Origin of the sequence: Shewanella sp. T24-MNA-CIBAN-0130, from assembly GCF_040310185.1 — a bacterium.
Taxonomy (GTDB): Bacteria; Pseudomonadota; Gammaproteobacteria; order Enterobacterales; family Shewanellaceae; genus Shewanella; species Shewanella psychromarinicola.
Window position 1 is genome coordinate 68991 of record NZ_JBEOPP010000008.1, and the last position, 26991, is coordinate 95981.

At 40.5% G+C, this 26991-nt stretch carries 26 protein-coding genes and 1 pseudogene; 17 read left to right on the forward strand and 10 right to left on the reverse strand.

From position 1 onward, the window contains the following. Window positions 1-484 precede the first annotated feature (484 nt). The 4 genes from AAEZ02_RS05165 to AAEZ02_RS05180 form a co-directional block, all read right to left on the reverse strand. Window positions 485-1384, reverse strand: coding sequence for a universal stress protein (locus AAEZ02_RS05165; protein ID WP_164839493.1), 900 nt, complete (start codon window positions 1382-1384; stop codon window positions 485-487). A gap of 510 nt (window positions 1385-1894) precedes the next feature. Further along, window positions 1895-2137, reverse strand: a complete 243-nt coding sequence (locus tag AAEZ02_RS05170) for a YecH family metal-binding protein (RefSeq protein ID WP_101031891.1) — start codon at window positions 2135-2137, stop codon at window positions 1895-1897. 259 nt (window positions 2138-2396) lie between these two features. Continuing rightward, window positions 2397-2615, reverse strand: a complete 219-nt coding sequence (locus tag AAEZ02_RS05175) for a hypothetical protein (RefSeq protein ID WP_124011636.1) — start codon at window positions 2613-2615, stop codon at window positions 2397-2399. A gap of 25 nt (window positions 2616-2640) precedes the next feature. Next, entirely contained in the window at window positions 2641-3528 is an 888-nt protein-coding gene (locus AAEZ02_RS05180; RefSeq protein ID WP_124011637.1) for an STAS/SEC14 domain-containing protein, read from the reverse strand. Window positions 3529-4601: 1073 nt separating this feature from the next. Here AAEZ02_RS05180 and dld point away from each other — a divergent pair. Next, the gene (gene dld, locus AAEZ02_RS05185; RefSeq protein ID WP_124011638.1) at window positions 4602-6302 is read left to right on the forward strand and encodes a D-lactate dehydrogenase; all 1701 of its coding nucleotides are present in this window, start codon (window positions 4602-4604) and stop codon (window positions 6300-6302) included. Between the two features lie 98 nt (window positions 6303-6400). Here the strand turns inward: dld and AAEZ02_RS05190 are convergent, their stop codons facing one another. After that, window positions 6401-6862: a GNAT family N-acetyltransferase gene (locus tag AAEZ02_RS05190; RefSeq protein WP_124011639.1), complete on the reverse strand. Its 462-nt coding sequence runs from the start codon at window positions 6860-6862 to the stop codon at window positions 6401-6403. Between the two features lie 290 nt (window positions 6863-7152). On the opposite strand from AAEZ02_RS05190, the gene trmY reads away from it, so the two are divergent. Further along, entirely contained in the window at window positions 7153-7749 is a 597-nt protein-coding gene (gene trmY / locus AAEZ02_RS05195; protein ID WP_124011640.1) for a tRNA (pseudouridine(54)-N(1))-methyltransferase TrmY, read from the forward strand. Window positions 7750-8558: 809 nt separating this feature from the next. Beyond that, a complete protein-coding gene (locus tag AAEZ02_RS05200) occupies window positions 8559-8954 on the forward strand; it encodes a DUF805 domain-containing protein (protein WP_124011641.1) in 396 nt (131 codons plus the stop codon). Window positions 8955-9057: 103 nt separating this feature from the next. Here the strand turns inward: AAEZ02_RS05200 and AAEZ02_RS05205 are convergent, their stop codons facing one another. The 3 genes and pseudogenes from AAEZ02_RS05205 to AAEZ02_RS05215 form a co-directional block, all read right to left on the reverse strand. Beyond that, the gene (locus AAEZ02_RS05205; RefSeq protein WP_101031896.1) at window positions 9058-9990 is read right to left on the reverse strand and encodes a DUF808 domain-containing protein; all 933 of its coding nucleotides are present in this window, start codon (window positions 9988-9990) and stop codon (window positions 9058-9060) included. A gap of 227 nt (window positions 9991-10217) precedes the next feature. Further along, window positions 10218-10373 (reverse strand): annotated as a pseudogene (locus AAEZ02_RS05210) (LacI family transcriptional regulator); the annotation flags it as partial. 148 nt (window positions 10374-10521) lie between these two features. Then, window positions 10522-11232 carry a DUF3334 family protein gene (locus tag AAEZ02_RS05215; protein ID WP_124011642.1) on the reverse strand — a complete coding sequence of 237 codons (711 nt, stop codon included), beginning with the start codon at window positions 11230-11232 and terminating at the stop codon, window positions 10522-10524. Between the two features lie 273 nt (window positions 11233-11505). On the opposite strand from AAEZ02_RS05215, the gene AAEZ02_RS05220 reads away from it, so the two are divergent. The 13 genes from AAEZ02_RS05220 (at window position 11506) to AAEZ02_RS05280 (ending at window position 23864) form a co-directional block, all read left to right on the forward strand. Beyond that, window positions 11506-13122 carry a methyl-accepting chemotaxis protein gene (locus AAEZ02_RS05220; protein WP_124011643.1) on the forward strand — a complete coding sequence of 539 codons (1617 nt, stop codon included), beginning with the start codon at window positions 11506-11508 and terminating at the stop codon, window positions 13120-13122. A 344-nt stretch (window positions 13123-13466) separates the two neighbouring features. Next, window positions 13467-13724 (forward strand): HPr family phosphocarrier protein, encoded by a 258-nt coding sequence (locus AAEZ02_RS05225; RefSeq protein ID WP_101031899.1) that lies wholly within the window; start codon window positions 13467-13469, stop codon window positions 13722-13724. A gap of 81 nt (window positions 13725-13805) precedes the next feature. Then, the gene (gene ptsP, locus AAEZ02_RS05230; RefSeq protein WP_351122161.1) at window positions 13806-15539 is read left to right on the forward strand and encodes a phosphoenolpyruvate--protein phosphotransferase; all 1734 of its coding nucleotides are present in this window, start codon (window positions 13806-13808) and stop codon (window positions 15537-15539) included. A 69-nt stretch (window positions 15540-15608) separates the two neighbouring features. After that, the gene (crr, locus tag AAEZ02_RS05235) at window positions 15609-16118 is read left to right on the forward strand and encodes a PTS glucose transporter subunit IIA (protein ID WP_335686900.1); all 510 of its coding nucleotides are present in this window, start codon (window positions 15609-15611) and stop codon (window positions 16116-16118) included. A gap of 316 nt (window positions 16119-16434) precedes the next feature. Then, window positions 16435-16776 carry an ArsC family reductase gene (locus AAEZ02_RS05240; protein WP_124011646.1) on the forward strand — a complete coding sequence of 114 codons (342 nt, stop codon included), beginning with the start codon at window positions 16435-16437 and terminating at the stop codon, window positions 16774-16776. Then, complete coding sequence (dapE, locus tag AAEZ02_RS05245; RefSeq protein WP_124011647.1) at window positions 16776-17909, forward strand: succinyl-diaminopimelate desuccinylase; 1134 nt, start codon at window positions 16776-16778, stop codon at window positions 17907-17909. Before AAEZ02_RS05240 ends, dapE begins: the two co-directional genes overlap by 1 nt. Next, window positions 17900-18610, forward strand: coding sequence for a M15 family metallopeptidase (locus AAEZ02_RS05250; protein ID WP_124011648.1), 711 nt, complete (start codon window positions 17900-17902; stop codon window positions 18608-18610). Before dapE ends, AAEZ02_RS05250 begins: the two co-directional genes overlap by 10 nt. Before the next feature lie 35 nt (window positions 18611-18645). Further along, on the forward strand, window positions 18646-19494 hold the full coding sequence (locus tag AAEZ02_RS05255; RefSeq protein WP_164839494.1) for an alpha/beta fold hydrolase: 849 nt from the start codon (window positions 18646-18648) through the stop codon (window positions 19492-19494). 107 nt (window positions 19495-19601) lie between these two features. Further along, the gene (gene can, locus AAEZ02_RS05260) at window positions 19602-20216 is read left to right on the forward strand and encodes a carbonate dehydratase (protein WP_101031906.1); all 615 of its coding nucleotides are present in this window, start codon (window positions 19602-19604) and stop codon (window positions 20214-20216) included. A gap of 171 nt (window positions 20217-20387) precedes the next feature. Then, the gene (kdnA, locus tag AAEZ02_RS05265) at window positions 20388-21572 is read left to right on the forward strand and encodes an 8-amino-3,8-dideoxy-alpha-D-manno-octulosonate transaminase KdnA (protein ID WP_124011650.1); all 1185 of its coding nucleotides are present in this window, start codon (window positions 20388-20390) and stop codon (window positions 21570-21572) included. Between the two features lie 71 nt (window positions 21573-21643). Next, window positions 21644-22714, forward strand: coding sequence for a 3-deoxy-alpha-D-manno-octulosonate 8-oxidase KdnB (gene kdnB, locus AAEZ02_RS05270; RefSeq protein WP_351077307.1), 1071 nt, complete (start codon window positions 21644-21646; stop codon window positions 22712-22714). Between the two features lie 88 nt (window positions 22715-22802). Further along, window positions 22803-23540 (forward strand): 8-amino-3,8-dideoxy-manno-octulosonate cytidylyltransferase KdsB, encoded by a 738-nt coding sequence (gene kdsB, locus AAEZ02_RS05275; protein ID WP_124011652.1) that lies wholly within the window; start codon window positions 22803-22805, stop codon window positions 23538-23540. Window positions 23541-23615: 75 nt separating this feature from the next. Continuing rightward, the gene (locus tag AAEZ02_RS05280; protein WP_351077310.1) at window positions 23616-23864 is read left to right on the forward strand and encodes a DUF2897 family protein; all 249 of its coding nucleotides are present in this window, start codon (window positions 23616-23618) and stop codon (window positions 23862-23864) included. 180 nt (window positions 23865-24044) lie between these two features. Here AAEZ02_RS05280 and AAEZ02_RS05285 read toward each other — a convergent pair whose 3' ends face one another. Together AAEZ02_RS05285 and AAEZ02_RS05290 are read right to left on the reverse strand one after the other, a co-directional pair. Then, window positions 24045-25127: an AI-2E family transporter gene (locus AAEZ02_RS05285; protein ID WP_101031911.1), complete on the reverse strand. Its 1083-nt coding sequence runs from the start codon at window positions 25125-25127 to the stop codon at window positions 24045-24047. 25 nt (window positions 25128-25152) lie between these two features. Next, window positions 25153-25374 (reverse strand): sulfurtransferase TusA family protein, encoded by a 222-nt coding sequence (locus AAEZ02_RS05290; RefSeq protein WP_101031912.1) that lies wholly within the window; start codon window positions 25372-25374, stop codon window positions 25153-25155. A 126-nt stretch (window positions 25375-25500) separates the two neighbouring features. On the opposite strand from AAEZ02_RS05290, the gene bepA reads away from it, so the two are divergent. After that, window positions 25501-26970 (forward strand): beta-barrel assembly-enhancing protease, encoded by a 1470-nt coding sequence (bepA, locus tag AAEZ02_RS05295; RefSeq protein ID WP_101031913.1) that lies wholly within the window; start codon window positions 25501-25503, stop codon window positions 26968-26970. Window positions 26971-26991: the final 21 nt, after the last annotated feature.

Consider the following 26991-nt stretch of genomic DNA (forward strand, 5'->3'; position numbering starts at 1 on the left):
GCTCAATTACTGATGAGATGATTTCAACCCAAAAGTCTATGCATTCGGCAATTAATCGCCATAAAATGACTTATAAGCTAAATCTATCACAGCAGAAAAGCTTGTTATTTATCAAGTAGTATATGGGGATGTGGGATTAAGAATACGTGCATCAACCCAGACCTAATTTGATGAGCGGCTCGAAGTAAGGTGTACTTGTGCATTGATTATAAATTTAATGGTTGAAGTAATTGTTTACGTTTTAAGCAATTTTCAACAGTGTCAATGTACCTCCATTCCTATAGATTAAAAGGTATTTGAAGATCGACAAACAACCACTAAAGAGACGAGGAGCATATACCTTGGTTGTAAATTAATACTCTTCTTTTATATGAGAAAGCAAGGTGGCGATATTACAATATGAATATCCGACGAGAGGCGTTTTAGTCACGTCCCTGTGTTGTGTTGTGTTGTGTTGTGTTGTCTGATCGATAGATTTTTGAACTTATCTAAGCTCACTTGTGGGCGGTTTAACGGCGAGTATGTCGCAGGGGAGTTGATTAATCAGCAGTTCAGGAATATGGCCTTTAATTGAGTGGATTAACCCTGTGTGCTCGGCCGCTCCCATGATGACCATATTCACATCGAGTTGATGGGCCTTGATGGGAATAGCATCTTCAGGTAAGCCATGAGCTATGTGACAGTGATATTTTTCAGACAGTAAATCTGCCACTGCGTGATTAAGAATGCTTTGCTGGTTTGCTTGTTGTGACAACATTGAATGAGCATGGGCCCTATCTTCGGTTTCAAAGGCTATACTGTAATTGTCAGCCAAAAAACAATTAATGAAGTGTAAATCATTATTGATGCTGTCTGCTATACCTTTAGATTCATGAATAATGTGATGATTAAAAGCTTGATGGCAATCTTGAGTGTGATTAATGTCTAAGGCGGTCAGCACGTGCCCTTGGGTCTGCCATTGACTGCTATTAACAAACATTACGGGTACCAAGGTTTCTCTTAATAAGTGCCATTCGTCAGCAGAAATTAACTCAGAAATAATGGAGTGATAACGTTTATGAGGCAATACCACAAGATCATAATGTTCTTGTTTTAGTTGATTTAGCACTGCGCGATAAATGGTGCTCGATTGGCAACTGATTTGTTTGCTTGGGTATTTGAGAACTTGCTCTAATCCTTTGGTTGTCAATGTTCGTTTTGACTTAGGTTCAATTACACAGCTTCTTTCTAATAGACGTTTCAACAGGCTAGTTTGGGTAAGCTTTACGGTTAGCAATGTGAGTTTTGCGCGTGATCTACTGGCTAAGATAACGGCTTTGTGAAATGAGCTATTCAGTAGGTTTGGTGTTTCTGTAACAGCTAATATGTGCTCATATGGGTACATGGTAGCGGCCTCCATCGTAATGGTATTAGACCTGTACAATCCTAGTTTAACAGAGGCATTTTCGCCTCATACTTCAGTATTAGTGGATCTCACCCTGACACAGAAAGATTGATTGACACTAACTGAGGGGGCTTTATAGTGAATAGTTAAGCCATCGAACCGGAGTAAAATCAAACATCTACATAATTGTTGCGACCATATTTATTGTTACAATTTTTATCCCACCTTGACCATAAATATTTGCGCCGCAAATGAAGCCAGCCATTTTACTAACTCAATCAACTATCGCAATAAACCCATATTGCAAAATCTAGGCGATTGAGCATTTTCATCCAAGAGTTTGTTTACAAATGCAAACAAAACGACTTGTTAGATGTAAGCAGGACTGTGCGGATTAAATACCGCCTCAGCAGAGGCACTCAATGTGATATGACATCGCATCTGAGTATAAAGTGAGTGTTGTTACATTAGGCCTAAGGAGATCTAAGCCACATGTTGTCAGTGAATGATTTAGTGATTACAAATTTTATCTGCTGCTGTTGTAATACCACCTTCACTAGGGATGAACTTACCTTTGCCTTCTAAAAACTCAATAAGCATCTCAGCGTCCATCTCCGCTGCAGAGCAGGTATGATAACGAGTATCAGCACCAAAGTTAGTATGCATTAACGTTTTAAGCTCTTGCTTTGTTAACGCAGAGCCATGGGTTAGCATCAATTGCATAACTTGATGGCCGTGTACTGATCCAGACATTGTATCTCCAATTAAGGTGTAAATTTATTATACTTTATAGCTTATTTTTTTTTCATAAATACAGATCTCACCCACAAGATCCGAAAAAATATTTTTTTGATGCCCGGATTAAAAAATGATACGGCATACCCACTACATCTGTATAAACGATACCCGTAAAATAAAAAATTAATATTCAACTTAGCATAGCTTTGCGAATAAATATTCGATGAAATCAGCCGTCAGAGTGATGATAAATTTAGCGGCATCTGTTGATTTATTAACGGCCTTTTGCATGGCTTTCGCTTTCTTTTGAGCTTTTTTCGATCTCTGCAAGTGCTGAATAAATTGCTTGAAAGATAAGCCTGTCAGCCTCCACAGTGTCATTATCAGGAACATCCCAGGCCATAATTTCGCGATATTTTTCGACGACTTTACGAATATCTTCAGTGATATTGTCTTGGTAACGTTCAATTTCTATATTTTGTATATCAGACATATAAATACACCTTAACCATAATAAGTTAGAACACAGGAGCTTGAACCGGAACGATTAATATTTCACAACGACTATGATTTTGAACATAATGCGCCACTGAGCCCAATAACTTGTTTATGCCTTTTTTCTTTTTTGCACCAAAAATGGCTAAATCAACATCTTGTGCTTCCAAAAAAGACACAACGCCATAATTTATCTCACCACAAATTACTTTGGTCTCTATGGGAAAATCGGTATCCAAATCGTTTACAAACGCTTTCATCTGAAACTGAGCAGCATCAATAGCTTTTTTGTTTTGATCTTTGATGATATCTAGATCAACAACGTTGTAGCCCACTGGATCGCCATAGAGTGTATAAGCGAGTACTTCTGGAACAACATTGAGTAATGTTAACGAAGCTTGATAGTAGTTAGCTAATTCTATTGCGCGTTTGCATGCATGCTTTGAATACAAGGAAAAATCCACCGCAACCACGATATTTTTATAGGGGTGTAATTGTTCCACCGCCTTTTCAAACTCTTGTTTTTCACGTAACCAGTCCCATGCTTGTTGCAGATTTTCTCTGTTAAAATAACGCACTTCACTAGATATTAAAAAAGGCTTCGCGATTAACGCCATCCAATGTTCCCAAGACTTATCGCCAACCATCGCAATGCGATCAAAATCACTAAGATGTTTCATACCAAACTTAACATCATCTATGGCGGCATCTAAATCCCAGCCGGAAAAATTATCAAACTCAAAAAGTAATGAGATTTTGCCTAATCGTTTAATTTGCGTTTCAAGTTGAGGTAAAAAATTCTGATAATCTGCATCAGTTAATTGTCCTGAAGCTCGTACAGCAATGATATTAGCATCAAATACAGGGATAAATTGCAACATAGGATTTTCCTTCTTTTGCGGATAGTTCACATCCAGAATCAGTTAAAACACACTACTCACTAACTTCATCTTAAAACCTTTTTTTATAGAGCTTATTGATCAATGACAACATTTCAGAATGAAACGTTTCATGATGTTACAATTTAGTGTATTGAATTTGCTCTTACCTTTCCTGATTATATACCAGCTTCAAAAACCTCACGGCCTTGGGTCTTGCCCTGTCTTTGCCATGAGCTCTTCGTGTTCATCATCACGCGCCTCATGGGCCAGGAAACTCGGAGGACCCATCTAAGCCATTGAAAGAATAATTAATTGCATTTTAATTTTAGCAACTCTATCAAGGCTTCAGCAAGTTCTTTTCCTAGAGTCTTATTTAAGCTAATTATAGCGCATGTTCAGCATTTATTTATGCCTGTTGCTGATGCTCAGAGAGATGTTCATCCGTTGTATATTCTTGTCGTTGTTATTTAATTTTTTTTCAAACCCATAAATTGAGCCATGTTTGAATCCATAATATTTGGTTAATCACATCAATGGTAAACCTAGAAAACGAAGCAAAACGAAGCAAAACGAAGCAAAACGAAGCAAAACGAAGCAAAACGAAGCAAAACGAAGCAAAACGACGAAGCCTAAAACACCCATCGCACTCATCCTATAAGATAACTTTTGATACTTTTATTTCGATAGCTTTTATCTTTATTCAAACGTACAAATTGAACGGGATTTATCAATAGGTTGGGCTCTGAAAAGTTTAATTTAAGCAATTAGGTAAATTCAAAGCAGCACAAACTGTTTGATAACAATAAAGGGGGGAGTAAGAGGTATTATTTGAAAATTAAGTTTTCAGCACCCAACCATCGTTGCCGGTTTGTTGAGCCTTATCGTGGTTTCCGCTCTCGATTTTCAAACAGTGATCAACATACGTCATACGCACTAATGCTGCAGCTTGGCGAGTAATGTTGGATTATTTTAATAGAAAATATCGGGATAATCTATTGTGGTGTTTTGGGTTTTATTAGCCTAGGGTAGAGATATTGTATTTGTTGTTTCAACATATAGCTGATTTTTAGCAACTGTTGAATGAATGTTAGGAAGTTCACATCATGCCCCATCCGCAGTTACTGCAACAACTTCAAGACGTTGTAGGTCAAAATCAAATCATTATAAATAAGCAAAAATCACGCCGATTTCGCTTTGGTTGGCGAACTGGCGGCGGTGATGCGCTTGCGGTGCTCAAACCGCAGTCTCTGCTGGTGTTATATAAGGCCTTGCAAGTGTGTGTTAACCACAAAGTTATTATTATTATGCAAGCGGCTAATACAGGGTTAACAGAGGGCTCCACACCCAGTGGTGATGATTATGACCGACCTATTATTATCATCAATACGTTGGCAATGGATCAAGTTTCTTTATTGGAACAAGGTCAACAGGTTTTAAGTTTTCCAGGGGCAACCTTGTTCAGCCTAGAGACGTTGCTAAAACCAATTAAGCGTACGCCTCATTCGGTGATTGGTTCTTCGTGTTTAGGAGCATCCGTGGTCGGTGGCATAGCCAATAATTCGGGCGGCGCGTTAGTCAAACGAGGTCCAGCGTATACTGAGATGGCGTTGTTTGCGCGGGTTGATGAACAGGGTGAACTACAACTGGTTAATCATTTAGGTATTGAGCTGGGTGAGACTCCTGAAGAGATATTAACCAATTTGATGACGGGTAATTTTGCTAAGGAAAACTTGGCGCCAAGCGATGCTCAGCGTTCAGATACAGAATATCAGCACCGTGTCCGTCAGGTAGATGAAAACAGCCCTAGCCGCTACAACGCCGATCCAAGGCGTTTATTTGAAGCCAGTGGCTGCGCAGGCAAGTTAGCTGTTTTTGCGGTCAGGTTAGATACTTTTGCCGTTGCTGAGCAAGAGCAAACATTTTATGTTGGCACTAACGATCCCTTAGTATTGGGCAGGCTCAGACGGGAAATTTTACAACAATATAAGCATTTACCAGAGGTGGGCGAATACTTACACAAAGATATTTTCGATATCTCTGCCCAGTATGGCAAAGACACATTTTTGAGTGTGAAACACTTAGGCACGGATCGTTTACCTAAGTTGTTTGCATTAAAAGGCCGAATAGATGCCGTGTGTAAATCGTTACCCTTTGTGTCTTCTCATTTAAGTGATTGGCTTATGCAACTTGCCAGTCGATTTTTTCCGCAACATTTACCGCCGCGTATTTTGCAATATCGAGCCAAATACGATCATCACTTAATTTTGAAAATGAGCGAGCAAGGTATTGCAGAAGCGAGAACTCATTTGACTGGCTTTTTTGCCGAGCAAGAAGGTGACTTTTTTGAATGTGATGCACAAGAAACACAAGCTGCCGTTTTAAACCGTTTTGCAGCCGCAGGTGCTGCTATGCGCTACCATACCTTATATCAAAAAGACGTAGGTGATTTATTGTCGTTAGATATAGCACTAAGACGGGATGATATTGACTGGTTAGAACAACTTCCGGAAGCATTGGAACAACAGCTTGAAATGAAGCTCTACTATGGGCACTTTTTCTGTCACGTTTTTCATCAGGATTACATTTTGAAAAAAGGTGCAGATCCTAAAGAAGTGAAGAAAAGCATGCTTGAATTGCTCAATAAACGCGGCGTTAAATACCCTGCTGAGCATAATGTGGGCCATTTGTATGAAGCAGAGCAAACTCTTAAAGACTTTTATTTAACTCTCGACCCAACCAATACATTCAACCCCGGTATTGGTAAAACTGAAAAAAACCAGCGTAATTGTAGTTGCCAACATTAATCTGTTGCCAAGATCCCGTTCCTTATGCAAAACAGCCCTCTACACAAAGGGGGCTGATATTTACCTAAGAATTGATGTCTGTTCACAGAGTCTAACTATTACAACGACTTTCGCATTGGAATACAATCCAAACGGATCCCCCGCGGTGAATGATAAGTTGACACTTCATCACCAACAAAACCACAGGCGCGATAAAATGATGCGGCATTTAGCGTGGATTCGAGTTGTAATAATTCAAGACCGTTCTCCAAGGCTCGGCATTCAAGAAATACCAACATTGACTTTGCAGCCCCTTGTCCAAAATTGTCAGGGTCGACAAAAATAGCGTCTATCATGCCCGTTTCAAGATTAACTTTACCGCATCCGATAACACGATCCTTGAATAGCGAAACATAGAAGTTCGCTACAATATCATTAATCAATGCCTCAGAGATGTCGCCTTGTGTCCATAATGCCAACTGCGATGAGCTGTAAAATCCGATGCATTTTTCAATAATAGCTCGGTTTCTCATGGTGTAAATAGATTGAACGTCAGACTCTAGCGCTTTCCTGATTATCATCGTAAATGACCTTGAATTAATGATCTCATGAATGTGATTTATTGACTTGATAACCGGCATCAATAATTGAATAAATCACATTCCAGCATTAACAACATAACGCTTAGCGCTTGTTTTAACAACTGTATTACTCATTAGAACTAGTCTGCGTTATCTAAAACTAAACCAATAGATTAATCGCGTTACAGCCAAGCTTAAAGCTGCAATAATAATGCTATGCGCAGTAACAGATTGATTATTCGACTACGTTATCCGCTTCATGTTTAATTTACTTCTAATAGGATTTACCGATGCGCGCTTTTGTAGTTCGAGCCAGAGCGGCTCCAGTTGATAGTCAGCAGTTTGTGGCGAGTATAGGCCAAGAGGCCCATACTGAAATTTTAGCCCATACCTTAATGAACACCATCTTTGTGGCCCAGTCTCATCGGGATGATGTTATTGTTTATTTAGTATTAGAAAGCACCCAAGATTTTTCTCGCACCATCTGTTTCCGTTCAGGTGAACTGGGTCATATAGGCGGCTTCCATGAGCAAAATTTAACCAATAAAATTGCCAAAGCCTTAACCGCGTCAAAGGGCATGACGAAAGAGCAATTGCGTGTGGTTGAGCCCGGCATTACGGTACGCACTGTGAGTTTTGAAAAGCTAGTGCAAGAGTTAGCCGAAGAATATCAACTGTATATGTTGGAGAAAAAAGGCACCCCAGTGCGTGACATAGAGTTTGCACATAATCCTTGTTTTCTACTCACCGATCATATTCCTATGCCTAAAAAGAGCTTTAATAGCTTAAAGCGACTCGGTACTCAACATATAAACTTAGGGCCAAAAATGCTATTCGCGTCTCAATGCGTGGTGTTAATCCATAATGAGTTAGATATACGGTTGTAAATCAATACGATTGGATCAAGGACCTGCAGTTGATGGATAATTTACGTCAATTAACGCTAAGCTTGTTGAGCTTACATAACAGACAAATCCTATCAATAAAGCTTAAACCTTAGTCTCCGTCGTCCTTGCTTTCTAATGGATGTCTTACCTTTTTGGCAATTTATTATGCCCTATTCCGCTACCTTGTGGATTGCCGCAGGTATGCGGTGACTTATGGCTTCCGACATCACTCAGTGGCATTACGATATGCTCATACCCGCTAATTTTTTCGTCAAGAATGCAAAATTAGATTTTGACGCCTCTCAAATAACCCGCCCAGGTCCCAAACAACACCGAAAGCCGACGAGATAAAACACTAAGTCGAAACGAGATTTGCGGCTGATGTTAAACGCTAACTTTTTAGAATGAGTCCGTGATGAAGTGGTTGATGTTCAAGACCCACACATTCGCAACCGTGTTATATTTATTGATGGCCAAACTCTTGAGCTAAACTGATGAGTTAAATGTTAATGTTGCGCAAAAGATAGCAGAAATGCGCCGGGTTATAATCTTTAGCGTAATGAAGGTTATGGTTTATTTATTGCTTGAAAATTCCACGCAAGTAGCGAGTTTGATAAGGGTTTATTATCCCTTGAGATAGCCAAGTGATCAGCCACGTTAACAACCTTTTTATCAGCTTGTACCATAATGCCGTTGTTGATCAAATCGGCATTAATGTTTAGGCTTAAATAAAATAAAATCTTGTTAATTCAAGGCTGTTTTGTTACAAATGCACTAGATTAAAAAAAATTAACGTTAAGGAATAACGAATGGATTGGTATGTAAAGGTTTTAAAACAGTATTTCGATTTTAGCGGCCGAGCACGTCGTAAAGAATACTGGATGTTTGCACTGATCAGCATGATCATTAGTATTGTGCTGACCTTATTGGATATGGGTGTGGGCTTATACAGTGAACTTTATGGTGCTGGATTATTGAGTTCTATTTATTCACTCGCCATCGTCATTCCAAGCATCGCAGTGAGTGTTCGTCGTCTTCACGATACTGACCATTCTGGTTGGTGGTTATTATTAATGTTTATCCCGCTGCTTGGTGCATTAATTCTGCTCGTCGTGATGTGCTTTAACAGTAAAGATGATAACGAATACGGCCCGAATCCAAAAGCAGAACCAAACCTTGGTGAGAGTGATGACTTAGCCGTTTAATCTTAAGTGATTCACTAACAGAGATTAGCATCACTCATTAAAAAAGAGCATGGTCATTGACTATGCTCTTTTCGTATCTGCAGCCAGCTTTATCACTATAAAACTAGGTTTTAGAGGGCATTAGCTTAGTCACACCATTGATCACTAATACCGCTAAACCACCAGCAACAACACCAAATAGTGCATTCAACACGCTTGGGGTTAATAACCCTAAAAAGCCACCTACAACACTCACTTGGCTTACCAGCGTTTCTGCATGCGCAATCCATTCAGATACCAGATGAATACCGTGAGTTAAAATACCGCCACCAACCATAAACATGGCAATAGTACCGACAAATGTGAGAATTTTCATTAAGTAAGGGGCTGCAGATACTAATCCTAATCCCAATTTATGCCCTATTCCACTGGGCTTACGTTGAGCAAGATACAAACCAAGGTCATCAATTTTAACAATCCCTGCCACTAGGCCGTATACGCCTATCGTAATCACAATGGCAATAACGCATAAGGTTAAAAATTGCCCCATTAGGTCCATGTGTGCAGCAACACCTAAACTAATTGCGATAATTTCAGCGGATAAGACAAAGTCGGTGCGAATCGCCCCTTTTATTTTTTCTTTTTCGAATGCTGCTAAGTCTTCGATATCAGCTTTTGCTTTGGCAACCACCGCATCGTCATCGACCACTGGTACACGCTTATGTGTTAGTGAATGATAGACCTTTTCAAAGCCCTCATAACATAAAAACAAACCACCAAACATCAATAAAGGAGTAATAGCCCATGGAATAAACGCACTGATCAGCATGGCCATCGGCACCAAAATGACTTTATTGCGAAACGACCCCATGGCGACGGCAAACACGACAGGAAGCTCTCGCTCAGAGGCAACACCCGATACTTGCTGCGCATTTAACGCTAAATCATCACCCAGAACACCAGCGGTTTTGCGTGCCGCCACTTTGCTCATTGCCGCTACATCATCCAAAATAGTGGCAATATCATCTAATAGGGTTAATAAACTGGCACCTGCCATAAAAAGACTTATCCTTTTAAATCAATCAGTTGGTTGATTTTTACTTATGTCATACATCGTTTAGAGTAAACACATGGGAACACTTAAACCCGTGATATTGACCTAGTGTTGATACTCAAAATACTACTCAGTACACGTTAAGTCAGTGAGTCGTCTTCTACCATCACACCACAAGAGCTATGTAACACTAAATGGTTTTTGATTAATCGCTGACAGGCCTCTTAACCACAAGTTAATAAGGCTAATATATGCCTATTTTGAGTACTTAAGTTACTGGCATTTTTATCAACGTTAGCATTAAGCTCTTTGGCAATAGCTTGAAATGGCTGACGCGTGTCTAAATTTACCAATGGACTATTCATTAACGCACCAGACACGGTCAACTAAAACACGCCATCACAGTAAGTTATATCAATAGAAGTGGCTTTAAATGCCATTTTTATAGCTAACCTTCTATGAATAGTGCATTTTGGTAAACAAAACAACCAAGATAAATAACTTAACATGGTTGTTTTCATTATATCCCTGACGTTATAACCCAAGCTCGCTGAGTAAGTCATCAGCATCGTCGACAACAAGGCCTTTTACATTGGGATCATTGAGTACATCTTGTGATTTATCTGATTTAGCTTGCGCTTTTTGACCGTGAGTTTCGATTAATGAGTCAAGATCAAATTCCTCATTCATTTCAAAGTCTGCAGATCGAAGAAACTCTGTTTTATCCATGGCAAATTCAAGATAAAAAATATGGTTATTTTCAGTCCTAAACGACACTCTTCTCGCGACGGCGTTATCGAGGTTAGTATCGACTGAAATCGTTAATTCTTTATTAATCGTCAACATTTTAGGCTGACTTTGGCTAATGGATGTTTGTAATTCTTTTGATATTTTACCAATAAAATCACCCAAAATCTGGTTCATTAATTCGCCCATTACATTGCTCACATCATCAGAAGTATGTGAAAACGCTAATTCCGTTTCAGGCATTCCCATGTTGAGCATATAACGGCGATAAATTTCAATAGCCGCTGCCGCAGAAAAGTTGATCACAACCAAGCCAGAAAAACCACCATCGAAAATAGAGAAACAACCCAAATCAGGTTTTAAGCGGGTGCGAGAAATACTTTGAATCATCCCAGCATGACTAATTTGGCTAGCACTCGTGCTAGAAAGAACATGAGACACTGAATGACAAAGCTTAAGTAGAATATCGTCATTGTTGACGATAGAAGATGAATTCATAGCATTAATACCTTTTCGTTAATTACACTAATCTTGCGGGTAAACCGTAAAAAAATCAAAATTAAAACAATTGCTTAGCACATTAATTAACCAAACAACGTTAATATTCAACTAACCAGTTGATAAAAAACAGCTTTAACCAATTCACTACCTTATGCTTACAAATATAAAATATGCAGTTTGTTCACAAAAACAATCTTTTACGCTTATTTTTTTTAATATTTTCATTATAATCCCATTACTTTGTATTGATAGTTTAAAATAGGACTGATAATGATTAGATTATTGAGACGCCTAACCATTTTAAAGCGATTATTTATTATGTTAGCTTTAGCCGCTTTAGGTACAGTGGTTTTCGGTTCTTTTTCCATTAATGAACAATACAATCATTTAATAGAGCAAAAGTTCAAACAGCTCACCGGACAAGTCAACCAATTAAGTAGCACGCTTGATGCCTTTAAGCTTGTTAATCCTGATGCAACGGTCGAATTATTAAGCCAGTTTGTTAGTGACATTAAGGTCTCTGAGCATCAAGCGTTTATTGTTGTCGATAATCAAAATAATATTATTGTTAATCCACTAAACCCAAGATCAATCAGTAAATCCATCAACAACTTGGCGGCAAATGATGCTTCAACGCCTTATCAACAGCTAATCACCACGGCAAAACAACACCAAACAGCCCAAGCAAAGTTTGCGGTTGTCGATCAACAAAATCAACCGCAAACGGTACTTGCCGCAGCACAATATTATCCAAAACTTGAATTAACGCTAATCACCCAAGCAAACGTCAACGATGTCAATAACAGTATGACAGGTATCATTATTGACTATTTCATTATTATGATGATGATTGCAGTGCCTATTTTTGCGTTCTTTTTATTGCTTAATCATTCCATTACCCAACCTCTTAACGTCACAATCGACGCGATGGAACAAATCGCCAAAGGTGAAGGCGATTTGACTCAACGCTTGTCGACAGAAGGCAATGATGAAGTCGCCAAACTAGCCGATGCGTTCAATCAATTTGTGATTAAAATAGCTAATATGGTTGCTAATTTACAACCTCTTGGGCATACCTTAAATAATGAAGCTGTGCATTTATTAGATACTGTAAAATTATCGAATCAAAGCGCGAACCAAGTGCACAGCGAAACTCAAAGTGTCGCCGCTGCGATTAACCAAATGCTATCGACGAGCCAAGAAATGGCTCGAAACACTCAAGATGCGGCAGACGGTGCCAGCAATGTGAAACATCAAGCCGAACAAAATCAACAATTGATGCAACAAACAGTTGAACAGACAGAAAGTTTAGTCGGTGAGCTACAACAAGCAGAAACGGTGTCGTTAACCCTCAGTCAATCATCTGCTGAGATTGGCAGCATCCTTGACGTGATAGGTAGCATTGCAGATCAAACTAATCTACTTGCACTGAATGCCGCCATTGAAGCTGCACGCGCAGGTGAACATGGCCGAGGTTTTGCTGTAGTCGCTGATGAAGTGCGTGCGTTGGCAAACAGGACTCAGTCTTCAACCAATGAAATCAATAAAATTATTAACCAGATCCAGACAGGTATTCAATCGGTTATTAACAGTATTACTAACACACAGCAACATTCTGCTCAGCTGCAATCAAAAGCTGTGCAATCAAGTGATGCGATTATCGCAATTTTAGCGCTTATCGAAAATATTAGTAGCATGACAGCGCAACTCGCCAGCGCCACAGAAGAACAAGCACTCGTCACCGAAGACATTAACATTAATGTCAGTACGATTTCTGAACTCACCGAACTATCGTTAACAGCTAACGAAACCCACAGTCAGGCAGCACAATCGTTGCAAACTATTAGTGTAGATATGAGTCAGACACTAGGACAATTTAAAATATAATTTAATTCGATCAACTCATTACACAAACAAAGGCTTTCCACGGTTGATATTATACCCATCAGCATGGAAAGCCTTAATGTTACTACCCTCACCCTCGCCGTCTTATCGACAAACAATATTGGCTTATAGCCATGGTCTATATCAACATCACAGCTCATTTCGAGTCGAACATCGCTTTTAGCTATTATGACTTTAGGGTATATTATGCCTATTAGATTAAATAGCTGAGTTCTACAAGGTATCATTTAACCAATAAGCTAGTGGATATTTCGACTAGCTTATTGAAATATTGATATTTAATCCGATGAGTATTTAGTTGTCATTCATTACAGAGTATGTTGTCTATGTATCAAAAAACGGTCACCATTGTTGCTCCTCACGGTATTCATACCCGCCCAGCGGCATTACTGGTTAAAGAGGCAAAAGAGTTTGATTGCGACGTCATAGTTGAATGCAATGGTAAGCAGGCCAGCGCCAAAAGTTTATTCAAGTTACAAACATTAGGTCTATACCAAGGTGTGTCAGTGACGGTATTTGCTTCCGGTGAACACGCCCAAGCAGCCGTTGACAAAATTGCCTCACTGCTGATGACTCTGAGTTAATTAGAGTTAATTAGAGTTAATTAGAGTTAATTAGAGTTAATTAGAGTTAATTAGGACAACCATAGTTAATAGGACAGCGATATGTCAATCAACGGAATAGTAGTATCAGCAGGCATCGCTTTTGGTAAAGCACTGACTATCACCACTCAACTGCCACCACTGGATTTTAAACTTCTCTCTATTGAACAAATTGACCAGCAGCAACAACAACTAACACAAGCCATTAATCACCTTATTGCTCATTTACAACACTGCCAACATCACCTGTACCCAGATGGTGATAATTTCCAACTTATTGATAGCGATATTATGTTGCTTGAAGATGAGGAACTACAACAGCAACTTCATCAACATATTCGTCAATTTAAAGTCGGTGCCGCCGTTGCTGTTGATCGCATTTTTAATCAACATGCAGCAGAAATGTCGGCATTAGATGACCCTTATTTGGCTAATCGCAGTGTTGATATTATGTGTTTGGCTAAGCGCTTAACCAGTGCGTTGCAAGGGCACTTACAATGGGATTTATCGACCCTTGCCGAAGACACTATATTACTGGCTGATGATTTAACCCCTGCAGAATTTGCCATATTGCCACTAACTCACATCACCGGGCTGATCCTAGAGTCTGGAGGTCTAACAAGCCATACTGCGATTTTGGCTCGGGCAGCAGGGATACCTGCATTACTCAATTATCAATTTTCACAAACCAAAGACGTCATTGAAGATGGCACCCAGCTTATTTTAGATGGTATGTCAGGTGAATTACATGTTGCCCCGTCAGCTGACGTTTTTGATCAATTAAAGCAGAAACAACAACAAGAATTGCTGCGTCGCCAAGCATTGATGATTTATAAAGATAAACCCAGTCAAACTCGCGACGGTCATAAGGTCACTTTGCTGGCCAATGTGGGCAACCTGAGTGAAATATCTCATGTCACCGATGTTGGAGCCCAAGGTATTGGCTTATTTCGTACCGAATTTTTACTAATGAATGCCAAAGCTCTGCCAGATGAACATCAACAATATAAACTTTATTGCGATGCCCTTCATAGCTTACAAGGTGAAGTGCTTACCATTCGAACGTTTGATATTGGCGCCGATAAAGAAATTCCTTTCTTGCCTCAAAACAACGAAGATAACCCTGCCCTTGGCATTCGTGGCATTCGCTATAGTTTGGCACACCCAGAGACCTTTATTACTCAAGTGAAAGCCGCCCTTCGCGCCGCTAATCATGGCCAAGTTCGATTAATGTTTCCGATGGTAAGCCAGGTAGAAGAACTTGACGCCGCGTTTTTGTTAATTGAACGCGCTAAATCCGAGTTGAATGAGCAAGAAAAAGGTTTTGGGGCTCTCAGCTACGGCATTGTGGTTGAAACCCCAGCAGCAGTATTGAACCTGCCAAGTATGTTGCCATTACTCGATTTTGTCAGTATCGGCACCAATGACTTAACCCAATATACCTTAGCGGCCGATCGCACCAATCCGCATTTAGCTAAACAATACCCACCTCTGTCACCGGCAGTAATACAACTTATTGCCTTAACGATTTCCCACTGTAAACACACTCATGTCAGTGTTTCATTGTGTGGTGAACTTGGCAGCGACCCACAAGCTCTGCCCTTATTGGTAGGACTAGGGCTTGATGAGTTAAGTATCAATCCTGCTAATTTATTAGACGTAAAAGTGGCATTGATTGAAGGTAACTACACCCATTTTGTTAACCATGCACAACACATCGCTTTGTTAACTCGCATTACTGATATTCGTGAAGCCATTAACGCTTTTTCACTCGATTGCGACCAATCACACGAATAAAGTAGGTAAAGCTGGCAGAGCCGTTTACAATTAACCGCATAAAAATATGACTAACAGGGGCTTGTTCTTATGGGATTTTTAAGCCGAATACGGCGATTGATTTCTGGCCAACCACCATTGACTGGTGGTATAGCTATTTATGCACCAGTATCGGGTGATATTGTTGCAATCGAAAAAGTACCCGACGTGGTATTTGCTGAAAAAATTGTTGGCGATGGTATTGCTATCGACCCTAAGGGCGAATTTATGGTTGCCCCAATTGATGGCACCATTGGTAAAATTTTTGAAACCAATCATGCGTTCAGTATCGAGTCACCCCAGGGGCTAGAATTGTTTGTTCACTTTGGTGTTGGCACTGTTGAGCTCAAGGGTAATGGTTTTAAACGTTTAGCCGAAGAAGGTCAGCAAGTCAAAGCAGGTGAACCCATTTTGGCTTTTGATCTGGCCTATTTGCGCGATAAAGTCGACAGTCTATTGACCCCTGTGGTGTTGGCAAACATGGAAGATATTAAACAATTAGATAAAGCCCAAGGTAGTGTCATTGCCGGTAAAGATATTATTTTTACTGTGCAAATGTAACATCATGTTGGACTGAGCTATTTTTATCGACATAGTTAACCGATATAGTTAACTGCCATAGTTAACCGATAATGCTAATGGTTATTGCTAATGGTTAGCGACACATTAATATGCAACCGCACGCTTAAATTAGCCTAGGTTGCAAATTATGAAATCGCCCCAAAACGCCGTCTTAGGCTTGTTCAAGCCGCTTCACAATGCCACAATGTTGTTAAATGCATTCACTGATATCCATCTTACATAAGGCACTTTTCAGGCTTATTTTGAAAGCCAAACCTTACTATTACAATCCAATCGACATTAATGGAGTATTCTTTTGACCTTATACGGCATAAAAAATTGCGATACTGTTCGTAAAGCGCGCAAATGGCTTGAAGCCGAAAAAATTGATTACACGTTTCACGATTTTCGGGAAGACGGTCTAAGTGAAACCACGGTAGCGCTGTGGGCTAATATCGTCGGTTGGGAAACCCTGTTTAATAAACGAAGTACCAGTTTTCGTGGCTTAAATGATGCCGAAAAAAACGATCTCACTCAAGACAAGGCTATCGCATTGATGGTGCAACACCCTACGCTGATCAAGCGCCCAGTTTTAGTTAACAAGGATAAATTGCTGATTGGCTTTAAAGCAGCAGAATATCAAATGTGGTTCGCATAATGAATAATGACGTAGTTGAATTAGCAAAAGATCTGATTTCACGCCCATCGGTAACGCCATTAGATGAAGGTTGCCAAACGTTGATGGCCAATCGTCTTGCCGCCATTGGCTTTAACATTGAGCCAATGGTATTTGAAGACACCACTAACATGTGGGCAAGACGTGGCAATAGCGACCCTGTTTTTTGCTTTGCTGGCCATACCGACGTGGTACCAACAGGCGATCTCAATCGTTGGCACACTCCACCGTTCGAACCCACCATTATTGATAATTATTTACATGGTCGCGGCGCTGCCGACATGAAAGGCTCATTGGCGGCGATGATTATTGCTACCGAACGATTTATCGCCAAACATCCAGATCACAATGGCTCTATTGCTTATTTAATTACCAGTGACGAAGAAGGTCCGTTTATTAACGGTACTACGCGCGTGATTGATACCCTCGAAGCCCGTAATGAAAAAATGACTTGGGCGTTAGTCGGCGAGCCCTCTTCAACGCATAAATTGGGTGATGTGGTCAAAAATGGTCGCCGAGGCAGCTTAACAGGCAACTTAACCGTCAATGGTATTCAAGGTCATGTAGCCTATCCACATTTAGCCGATAATCCTATTCATAAAGCGGTTCCTGCACTAACTGAACTCGCACAAATGCATTGGGACAATGGCAATGAGTTTTTCCCACCCACCAGTTTTCAAATCGCTAACATCAATGGCGGTACGGGCGCATCAAATGTGGTTCCAGGTGAGCTAGCCGTCATGTTTAACTTCCGTTACTCCACTGAGGTGACCGCAGAAGAGTTGATCCAACGGGTAGTGAGTATTCTTGATGCACATGGCTTAGATTATGATATCAACTGGATTTTTAATGGCTTACCGTTTTTAACCGGTGACGGTCCATTACTTGACGCTGCGCGTGAGGCAATTCGTGAAGTCACAGGTTATCAAACCGATCCACAAACCACAGGTGGTACTTCAGATGGACGTTTTATCGCCCCAACGGGCGCACAAGTGTTGGAATTAGGCCCCGTAAACGCCACTATTCATAAGGTCAACGAATGCGTAAATGTGGCCGACTTAGAGATATTGGCCAATTGTTATGAACGCATTTTGGAAAAACTACTGTGCAAATAAGTCCACGGCAGCCCTTGGTCGATATTGCTTGCGAGCAAGCGTCACTTTATGGTTTAGATGATGAAAATCTAGTTGCTATTGGGCAATATTTACTGGAACAGCGCACTGCAGCTGCATTTAACCAGCTGCAAAATGCGGCATCAGCGGCAGGGTTTGATTTGCAAATATGCTCGGCATATCGACCATTTGATCGCCAATTGAGTATTTGGAATGCAAAAGCTTGTGGCCAACGTCCTTTACTCGATAAAACCTCAAATCCCGTAGAGTTTACTACCCTCACGCCACAGCAACTAATTGATACTATTTTGATATGGTCTGCATTACCTGGTGCCTCGAGGCACCATTGGGGTACAGATATTGATGTATATGATGCCAATAGTATTACCCAGCAAGCGTTACAATTAATCACAGCAGAATACTCAGGCAATGGTCCTTGTGCTCCATTGCACCAGTGGCTCAATTTACACGCTGCTCAATTTGGGTTTTATTTCCCGTATCAGCCTCATTTAAGCGGTGTTAGCCCAGAGCCTTGGCATATAAGTTATTTCCCCGTTGCTAATGAATTGTTAGCGCAATTTAGCGCGGTTGAATTAGCAAAAGTGTTGTCTGCTGCAGAAATATCGTTAAAATCATCATTACTTGAACGACTAACCGAGTTAGTTAATCATTACGTTTTTTTTGTTGCGCCCTCTCCGGCTTAATGCCTGTGCGTACGTTCCCTTTGAATGAGTCTGTTATGTCCACTTTAATGCCCCATAAAATAATTGATAATCAGCCACTGTATTACTCGGATGAAGGCCATGGACCTGTGGTTATTTTTTGTCATGGCTTACTCGCAAACAGTCATATGTGGCGAGCACAGATCGATGAATTATCAACACAGTATCGTTGTATCGCCATCGACTTTTGGGGCCATGGTCAAACGACGACTATCCCAGAGACGACTCAAAATTTGCAAGATGTGGCCCAACATGTATTAACACTAATGGATATGCTCAATATTCATTCGGCCGCCATCATAGGCCATGGCAGTGGCGGCGCCATTGCGGCAGAACTGATTTTACATGCCCCAGTTCGTATTAATGGGCTGGTGATGTTAAACAGTTTTGTTGGATTTGAACCGCAAGTCAATTGCATTAAATATCAAGGGTTAATGGCTGAAATAGCCAACAAACAAGCAATATCATCGGAGCTTGCACAGACTATTAGCGGCTTATTTTTCAGTAAAGACATTGAGCAATTAATCACCCAAGATGCCACGCTTACGGCCGAGATAGAGCAATTCAGCACTGAATTAACCACTTATTCCAGCGCGCAAATTGCCGCGTTACTTAAATTTGCCAACATGGCCATCTTTAAACGCGATACCCTCGAATTTGTCGAATCGCTAACATTACCCACATTAGTGACGGTTGGATTAAGCGGCCATTTGCGTACCGCACTGGAAAGTTATTTAATGCATGACTCCATCGATGGCAGTCAATTAGTCCACATAGAACAAACGGGTCACTTAGCTAACATCGAAAAACCGACTATTTTTAATCAGCATCTTATTGATTTTTTGAGTAAAATTAATTTTAATTAATCACTTAAATGGATAGACCAGATCCACCGATATTGCTGATATAATCGAGACAAATGACATATAGTCTGTAATGCGTTACCGGCGAAAACGACCTAATTTGAGCACCAATGAAACTTCTTCAACCTTTATTTGAAAATAATCGCCGTTGGGCTGAACGGATCAACAAAGAAGATCCCACCTTTTTCGAAAAATTAGCAAAACAACAAAATCCTGAGTACCTGTGGATTGGTTGCTCTGACAGTCGAGTGCCTTCTAATCAAATTATCGACTTATTACCGGGTGAAGTATTCGTTCATCGTAATATCGCTAATATGGTGATCCACACTGATTTAAATTGTTTATCGGTGCTGCAATACGCTGTTGATGTGCTGAAAGTAAAGCACATTATGGTCGTTGGGCATTATGGCTGCGGTGGTGTGCGTGCGGCAATGAATCAAGAGCGATTGGGGCTGATTGACAATTGGCTTGGGCATTTGCGTGATATTCATCGTTTTCATTGTGCAGAACTTGAACCCATGACTGAGCAACGGCGTTTTGATCGTCTTTGCGAACTTAATGTTATAGAACAAGTGTCAAATGTCGTGTCGACCAACATAGTCCAAGAAGCATGGGATCGCGGTCAGGATGTAGCAGTACATGGTTGGATTTACGGGGTTAATAACGGATTACTCACCGATTTAGACGTGACCATTGACCGTCTTCATGGCCGAAATTTCGCATAACGGCTCCTTCTATCTGCTTTTACACTTTATCAATAGGTCGTTTATTTAGTAGGCCTTTGTTTATTGTTATTAAAAATATGCAATAAAAGTCGCGAACCACCACTGAAGGACGTTATAATCATCCCGTTTATTTAGCGCTACTATGCGCAGAATTTTTAGGAGATGATTTCCATGCCTGGTTTTGAATTATTTGGTCCTGAAGAAAAGCAGGAAGTTGCTGACGTGATGGAGAACGGTTTTACCTTCCGTTACAATTTTGACCATATGCGCAATGATCGCTGGAAAACCCGCGACATGGAGCAATTACTTTGCGAAAAGATGAACGTTAAACACGCTCATCTAGTATCAAGCGGTACCGCTGCATTACAAACGGCAATGGCAGCAGCGGGCATTGGTGCTGGCGATGAAGTCATTGTTCCTCCATTTACCTTTGTCGCCTCTGTTGAAGCCGTGTTTATGGCCGGTGCTGTACCCATTTTTGCTGAAATTGATGAAACATTGTGTTTATCTCCAGAAGGTATTGAAGCGGCAATCACACCACGTACCAAGGCGATTAACCTGGTTCACATGTGTGGTTCAATGGCTAAGATGGACGAAATCAAAGCAGTATGTAAAAAGCATAACTTGGTGATTTTAGAAGACGCGTGTCAAGCCATCGGTGGCAGTTATAAAGGCCAAGCATTAGGCACAATTGGTGATGTGGGTTGTTACTCTTTTGACTCAGTCAAAACCATTACCTGTGGTGAAGGTGGCGCGATTGTGACCAACAACAGCGAGATTTATAACCATTCACATATGTTTTCAGATCACGGTCATGACCATGTAGGCAATGATCGCGGTGCAGAATCGCACCCAATGATGGGGTTGAATTTCCGTATTTCTGAAATGAATGCGGCAATGGGTTTAGCACAGTTACGTAAGCTTGATAAAATCATTGCTATTCAACGTAAAAACAAGAAAACCATCAAAGATGCTATGGCTTCTATCGCAGAAATTACATTCCGTGAAATTCCTGATCCAGAAGGTGATTCAGCAGGCTTCTTAACATTTATGATGCCAACGGAAGCTCGCACTCAAGAAATTAATAAAAAGCTCGCAGCCAACAAAGTTGATGGTTGTTTTTACTGGTATGTTAACAATTGGCATTATCTTAAAAATTGGAAGCACATCCAAGAGCTTAACGCTCCTGCTGCGTTACCCATTATGTTAATAGCCGATCGCCCAGATTACACTAAGGTGCTAACGCCTAAGTCTGACGCTATCATCAGCCGCACCATTTCGATGCTGATAAAATTATCTTGGACCGATGAGCAAATTGCTGAGCGTATTGAGAATATTAAACGTGCTTTCGCCTAGCATTAATGTCTCTTGGTCAGTGATAGCTGAGAGCACTTTTTACAGAATTTATCTCAATGGAGACACTTGTAATGAGTTTTAAAAATTTTAAATGTGTACCAAAAATGATCTTTGGTCGTGGTTCATTTGTACAACTTGATGTTGTATTAGGTCAAGAACGACAAGACGTAAACGATTTTGTTGTTTTTCTTGTCGATGATGTCCACCAGGGCAAACCACTGGCTGACCGCGTGCCAACTAAAGCACACGACTTAGTTATCTACGTTAACGTAGATGATGAGCCAACCACAGAACAAGTTGATGGTTTAACGGCACAAGTTAAAGCATTTAACAGCCAATTACCTGTGAGCGTCGTCGGTTTAGGTGGCGGTTCAACCATGGATTTGGCTAAAGCGGTATCGTTAATGCTAACTAACCCTGGTAGTTCTTCTGAATACCAAGGCTGGGATTTGATTAAAAACCCTGCGATACATCATATTGGTATTCCAACGGTATCGGGTACTGGTGCTGAAGCGTCACGTACTGCGGTATTGTGCGGACCGGTACGTAAGCTAGGGTTAAACTCTGATTACACCGTATTTGATCAAATCATTATGGACTCTGAATTAATTGCAGGGGTTCCAACAGATCAGTGGTTCTATACCGGTATGGATTGCTTTATCCACTGCGTAGAGTCATTACAAGGTACTTATCTTAACGAGTTTGCTAAAGCCTTCGCTGAAAAATCGATGGATTTATGTCGTCAAGTGTTCTTAAACGACCACCCAGAAAAAGATGACAAATTAATGATGGCATCTTACATGGGCGGCATGAGCATTGCTTATAGCCAAGTAGGTGCATGTCATGCTGTATCTTACGGTCTCGGGTATGTGCTGGGTTATCACCATGGTATTGGTAACTGTTTAGCCTTTGATGTGTTAGAAGAGTTCTACCCTGAAGGCGTGACTGAGTTCCGTAAAATGATGAAAATTCACAACATCACTCTGCCGAAAAATATCTGTAAAGATTTACCAGATGAAACTATCGCTAAGATGGTTGCCGTCACCAAGAGCATGGGCCCACTTTGGGACAATGTGTACGGTAAAGGCTGGGAAGAAAAAGTTACTGATGAAATGCTAACGACGTTATTCCGTCGTATATAATAAACGATACATTTAGTCATAAAGGGCTCTTATGAGCCCTTTTATTTATTGTCTACACCATTGTCACAACCACAAGTAGGTCATATTAATGAACGTTACTCTATTAATCCCTGCACGTTATGGTTCAAGCCGTTTCCCGGGTAAACCACTCGCCCCGATTAATGGTAAACCCATGATCCAACACGTTTATGAACGAGCCTCATTAGCAAGAGGGGTAGATAATATTTATGTCGCTACTGATGACGACCGGATCAAAGACGCGGTTGAATCTTTTGGTGGTAAAGTGGTAATGACCAGCCCAGATGCGGCTTCAGGTACCGACCGTATTAACGATGCCATCGAGCAACTTGGTCTTAGTAATGACGATTTAGTGATTAACTTGCAAGGCGATCAGCCGCTGATTGATCCAATATCAATTGAACAAATCATTACGCTTTTTGAACGTCACCCTAATGAGTTTGACATGGCGACCTTAGGTTTTGAAATTGTCGATAAAGGTGAGTTAGACGATCCATTGCACGTTAAGATGGTATTCGATAATCACCATAATGCATTATATTTCTCACGAGCCCGCATTCCTTTTGGTCGAGATACTAACGACTACCCTGTTTACAAACATTTAGGTATTTATGCATACACTAAGCGTTTTGTGAATGCCTTTGCTAAGTTGCCTTTAGGTAAACTTGAAGACATCGAGAAATTAGAACAGTTACGCGCACTGGAATATGGTTACAAAATTAAAATCGCCATCAGTGCATTTGACTCACCAGAAGTTGATACCCCAGAAGATATTCGCAAGTGTGAGCTACGTTTGGCCGTCGACTAAGCAATAGATATGGATCTAGCCTGCGCTGGCTTAACAGCAAGGCTATAAAATATCAATATTAAACAGGAGTTTACAATGAGTTTAGAAGGCTATGAAGTATGGCTAATTATCATTTTAGTCCTAGGTGTTATCGCGAGTAATATTGCAGTGTTGAAATATTCGGCCAAATTTAAAATGCCTCAATTTGGTGAGCATAAAGGCAAAGAGCTTAACCCTGAGCAAAAAAATAGTTCAGAAGAACTTGATAAAGAATCTTCTACCAAAGAAGGCAAAGACAGTAAAGACAGTAAAGACAGTAAAGACAGTAAAGACAAAACACTATAGTGGCCGATTGTCGTATGCCTCAGCAAGCACTGTACAAATAGCATATTGTACATATAAACACTTATACATCTCACACCTAAACCACATAATAAAAAAGCTAACACCATAATAGGGTTAGCTTTAATTTTTATACAACGGGTTAGGCTACTGTATCAGGATTAATGCCCCCATTCGCAAGCGCTATTCAGAGTCGAACTTGACTCGTCGTTGCTCTTGGTTATTCGGCCAAGCATTTATCACCGCTTTCACTAACGACGCTAGCGGTATGGCAAAAAAGACTCCCCACACGCCCCATAAGCCACCAAATACCAACACAGCGGCAATAATCACTACCGGATGTAAATCCACTGCATCAGAAAACAATAGCGGTACCAGCACATTGCCGTCTAACGCCTGAATAATGCCATAGCCTAATATTAAGTATCCAAATTCAGCACTGAAACCCCATTGAAAAAAAGCCACTAACGCAATTGGTAATGTAACCAACGTGGCACCAACATACGGGATCAATACAGACAATCCAGTCAACACACCTAGTAACGTAGAATAACGCAGCCCCATGATGGCAAAAAAGATATAGCTGGCTACGCCTACAATGACAATTTCAATCACTTTACCACGAATATAGTTGAAGATTTGTTGGTCCATTTCAAACCATACTTTTCGCGCTAAACCGCGGTTAGTAGGGAAGAAACGTTTGCTACCTCTCAGCAAAAGGTCTTTGTCTTTTAAAAAGAAAAAAACCAATAATGGCACTAAAATGGCGTACACCATTAACACTAGTAATGACGCAGAATAACCCAGAATTTGTTTACCTAAATCAATAAGATGCTGTGTATCTAGCATTTTATTGATTTCTTCCATCATCGAATCAAGTTGCGATGCACTGACAAATTTAGGATAATCTGCACTAAACTCTCTAACGATTAGCATTCCCTTATCGATCATAGAGGGTAAATCAGTGACCAATGACACCCCTTGACGCCAAATACTGGGTACCAAACCTAACATCAAAATGAGCATCAAACTTAAAAAAACCACCAACACTATCGTTGCGGCGGCGGTTCGACTGATCCTCAGCCGCGACATTTGTGCCACCGGCCACTCAAGCAAAAAGGCTAACACCAAAGCAACGAGCAAGGGCGCAAGTAATCCGGCACCAAAGTACAATGCAAGACCTATCCCAATAATGATAAACATTAACGTTATGGCTTGTGGATCACTAAAACGGGTTTTGTACCAATCAGTTAAAAATTCCAGCATTGAAAAACCTTTTATATAAACAATATCAATTTGTTTTGGTGATGATAAATGACAAACAATGCGATTGATCTGCAATGATTTCAATACCAAAACCCATTTTTTTTATCAACAAGGGAACATCTCGGCGTGAACCAGGGTCAGACAAGAGTACATGTAATTTTTCATCCAGATCCATTTGCTTCAGTAAAAGTTTTACTTTTACCAAAGGATAAGGACAAACATAGGGTGTTAAATCAATTAAAATCATTATCAACTTGCTTTAAACAATCTAGGGCTATTATCCTAGTTTGGACAATAAACCACAAGCAATGTAAATTAAGCATTCTTGTTGGTTAAGATTAAATTTTCGATTCAATCATCATAAAGGTTCCGTTTGCGTAAATTATCATTATTGACCTTTTCAAAAACACTGGCCGCTAGTGCTATTAGCGTTTTGTTTGCTGCCAGTATTGGCCACAGCTTTGCCAATAACGATCTTCCTGATCTTGGCACCGCAGCGGTCAATACTTTTAGTTTAGAAAAAGAAACCGTTTACGGTGATGCCTATATGCGCGTTATACGTTCTTCGGCACCCGTGCTCAGTGACCCGGTGCTGAATCAATATTTATCAGAACTGGGAAATAAGCTGGTTGCTAATGCCACTGGAGTAAAAACACCCTTTTACTTTTTTTTACTGCGCAATGATGAAATCAACGCTTTTGCTTTTTTTGGTGGTCATGTTGGAGTACATAGCGGATTATTTTTAAATGCCGATACCGAAAGTGAATTAGCATCGGTATTAGCCCACGAAATTTCTCACGTCACCCAACGACATTTAGCTCGCTCACTTGAAGCACAAGAAAAGAGTTCGACGGCGACTATTGTGGGGATGTTAGGGGCTATTTTATTAACGATTGCCGCACCTCAAGCCGGTATGGCTGCGCTAGCAACAACTCAAGCATTAGCCACACAATCTAAAATTAACTATACTCGGTTACATGAAAAAGAAGCCGACCGTATTGGAATGCAAATTCTTGTAGATGCTGGATTTGATCCCAATGCTGCCGCTACATTTTTTGGTCAACTTGCTATTCGCTATCGCTTTACCACGACGCCACCGCAAATGTTACTGACACATCCGTTACCAGAATCACGTATTACCGAGGCGCGTAATCGCGCGGCTCAGTACCCTAAACATAATGTTCCTAATAGTTTAAACTTTCAGTTAGCTAAAGCCCGTATCCAAGTACGCTTTTCCAGTTTTAGTGATGATGCAGCGTTATCTTTGTTTGATCAACAACTAAAAAAGAACGAATACTCTTTTAAAGAGGCTGCACTCTATGGCAAAGCCTTAGCACTTTTCCGTTTAGAGAAATTTGATCAAGCTGAAGTCATTATTGATGGGTTACTTAAACAAGATGACAATAATCTGTTTTACATCGACACCAAAACAGACTTATTAGATCAGAAAAAAGATTTTGCGGGGGCGATAGCATTATTAGAAGCTCAACGGAAATTAAAACCGACCTCACAAGTGGTCAACGCTAACTTAGCCAATATTTATGTTCAGGCAGATCAGCCTAAAAAAGCTATCCCGCTGTTAGAAGAACTGATATTTTTCGATAAACAGAACATGTTGCCATATCAAATTATGGCTGATGCATACCGTAAGCTAGACAACAAAGCACTTGAGTATTACAGCAATGCTGAACTGATGGCCTTATCGGCGAACTATAAAGGTGCGATTGACCAACTCAATTATGCCTATCGCTATTCCGATGGCCAAACCTTACAACTGGCGCGAATTGAAGCGAGAATAAGGCAGTTTAGACAAGCGGATAGAGCTATGGAGGCATTAAAATAGCTGCGATAATCTAACCTTATA

What these genes read in the sequence shown, in the direction of transcription:
- AAEZ02_RS05285 (WP_101031911.1), bottom strand. Translation starts at nt 25,127, where the DNA reads ATGCTGGAATTTTTAACTGATTGGTACAAAACCCGTTTTAGTGATCCA.
- AAEZ02_RS05165 (WP_164839493.1), bottom strand. Translation starts at nt 1,384, where the DNA reads ATGTACCCATATGAGCACATATTAGCTGTTACAGAAACACCAAACCTA.
- AAEZ02_RS05175 (WP_124011636.1), bottom strand. Translation starts at nt 2,615, where the DNA reads ATGTCTGATATACAAAATATAGAAATTGAACGTTACCAAGACAATATC.
- ptsP (WP_351122161.1), top strand. Translation starts at nt 13,806, where the DNA reads ATGTCAATCAACGGAATAGTAGTATCAGCAGGCATCGCTTTTGGTAAA.
- crr (WP_335686900.1), top strand. Translation starts at nt 15,609, where the DNA reads ATGGGATTTTTAAGCCGAATACGGCGATTGATTTCTGGCCAACCACCA.
- kdnA (WP_124011650.1), top strand. Translation starts at nt 20,388, where the DNA reads ATGCCTGGTTTTGAATTATTTGGTCCTGAAGAAAAGCAGGAAGTTGCT.
- AAEZ02_RS05280 (WP_351077310.1), top strand. Translation starts at nt 23,616, where the DNA reads ATGAGTTTAGAAGGCTATGAAGTATGGCTAATTATCATTTTAGTCCTA.
- AAEZ02_RS05190 (WP_124011639.1), bottom strand. Translation starts at nt 6,862, where the DNA reads ATGATAATCAGGAAAGCGCTAGAGTCTGACGTTCAATCTATTTACACC.
- AAEZ02_RS05215 (WP_124011642.1), bottom strand. Translation starts at nt 11,232, where the DNA reads ATGAATTCATCTTCTATCGTCAACAATGACGATATTCTACTTAAGCTT.
- AAEZ02_RS05170 (WP_101031891.1), bottom strand. Translation starts at nt 2,137, where the DNA reads ATGTCTGGATCAGTACACGGCCATCAAGTTATGCAATTGATGCTAACC.
- AAEZ02_RS05205 (WP_101031896.1), bottom strand. Translation starts at nt 9,990, where the DNA reads ATGGCAGGTGCCAGTTTATTAACCCTATTAGATGATATTGCCACTATT.
- can (WP_101031906.1), top strand. Translation starts at nt 19,602, where the DNA reads ATGAAACTTCTTCAACCTTTATTTGAAAATAATCGCCGTTGGGCTGAA.
- AAEZ02_RS05255 (WP_164839494.1), top strand. Translation starts at nt 18,646, where the DNA reads ATGTCCACTTTAATGCCCCATAAAATAATTGATAATCAGCCACTGTAT.
- dld (WP_124011638.1), top strand. Translation starts at nt 4,602, where the DNA reads ATGCCCCATCCGCAGTTACTGCAACAACTTCAAGACGTTGTAGGTCAA.
- AAEZ02_RS05225 (WP_101031899.1), top strand. Translation starts at nt 13,467, where the DNA reads ATGTATCAAAAAACGGTCACCATTGTTGCTCCTCACGGTATTCATACC.
- trmY (WP_124011640.1), top strand. Translation starts at nt 7,153, where the DNA reads ATGCGCGCTTTTGTAGTTCGAGCCAGAGCGGCTCCAGTTGATAGTCAG.
- kdnB (WP_351077307.1), top strand. Translation starts at nt 21,644, where the DNA reads ATGAGTTTTAAAAATTTTAAATGTGTACCAAAAATGATCTTTGGTCGT.
- kdsB (WP_124011652.1), top strand. Translation starts at nt 22,803, where the DNA reads ATGAACGTTACTCTATTAATCCCTGCACGTTATGGTTCAAGCCGTTTC.
- AAEZ02_RS05220 (WP_124011643.1), top strand. Translation starts at nt 11,506, where the DNA reads ATGATTAGATTATTGAGACGCCTAACCATTTTAAAGCGATTATTTATT.
- AAEZ02_RS05290 (WP_101031912.1), bottom strand. Translation starts at nt 25,374, where the DNA reads ATGATTTTAATTGATTTAACACCCTATGTTTGTCCTTATCCTTTGGTA.
- dapE (WP_124011647.1), top strand. Translation starts at nt 16,776, where the DNA reads ATGAATAATGACGTAGTTGAATTAGCAAAAGATCTGATTTCACGCCCA.
- AAEZ02_RS05200 (WP_124011641.1), top strand. Translation starts at nt 8,559, where the DNA reads ATGGATTGGTATGTAAAGGTTTTAAAACAGTATTTCGATTTTAGCGGC.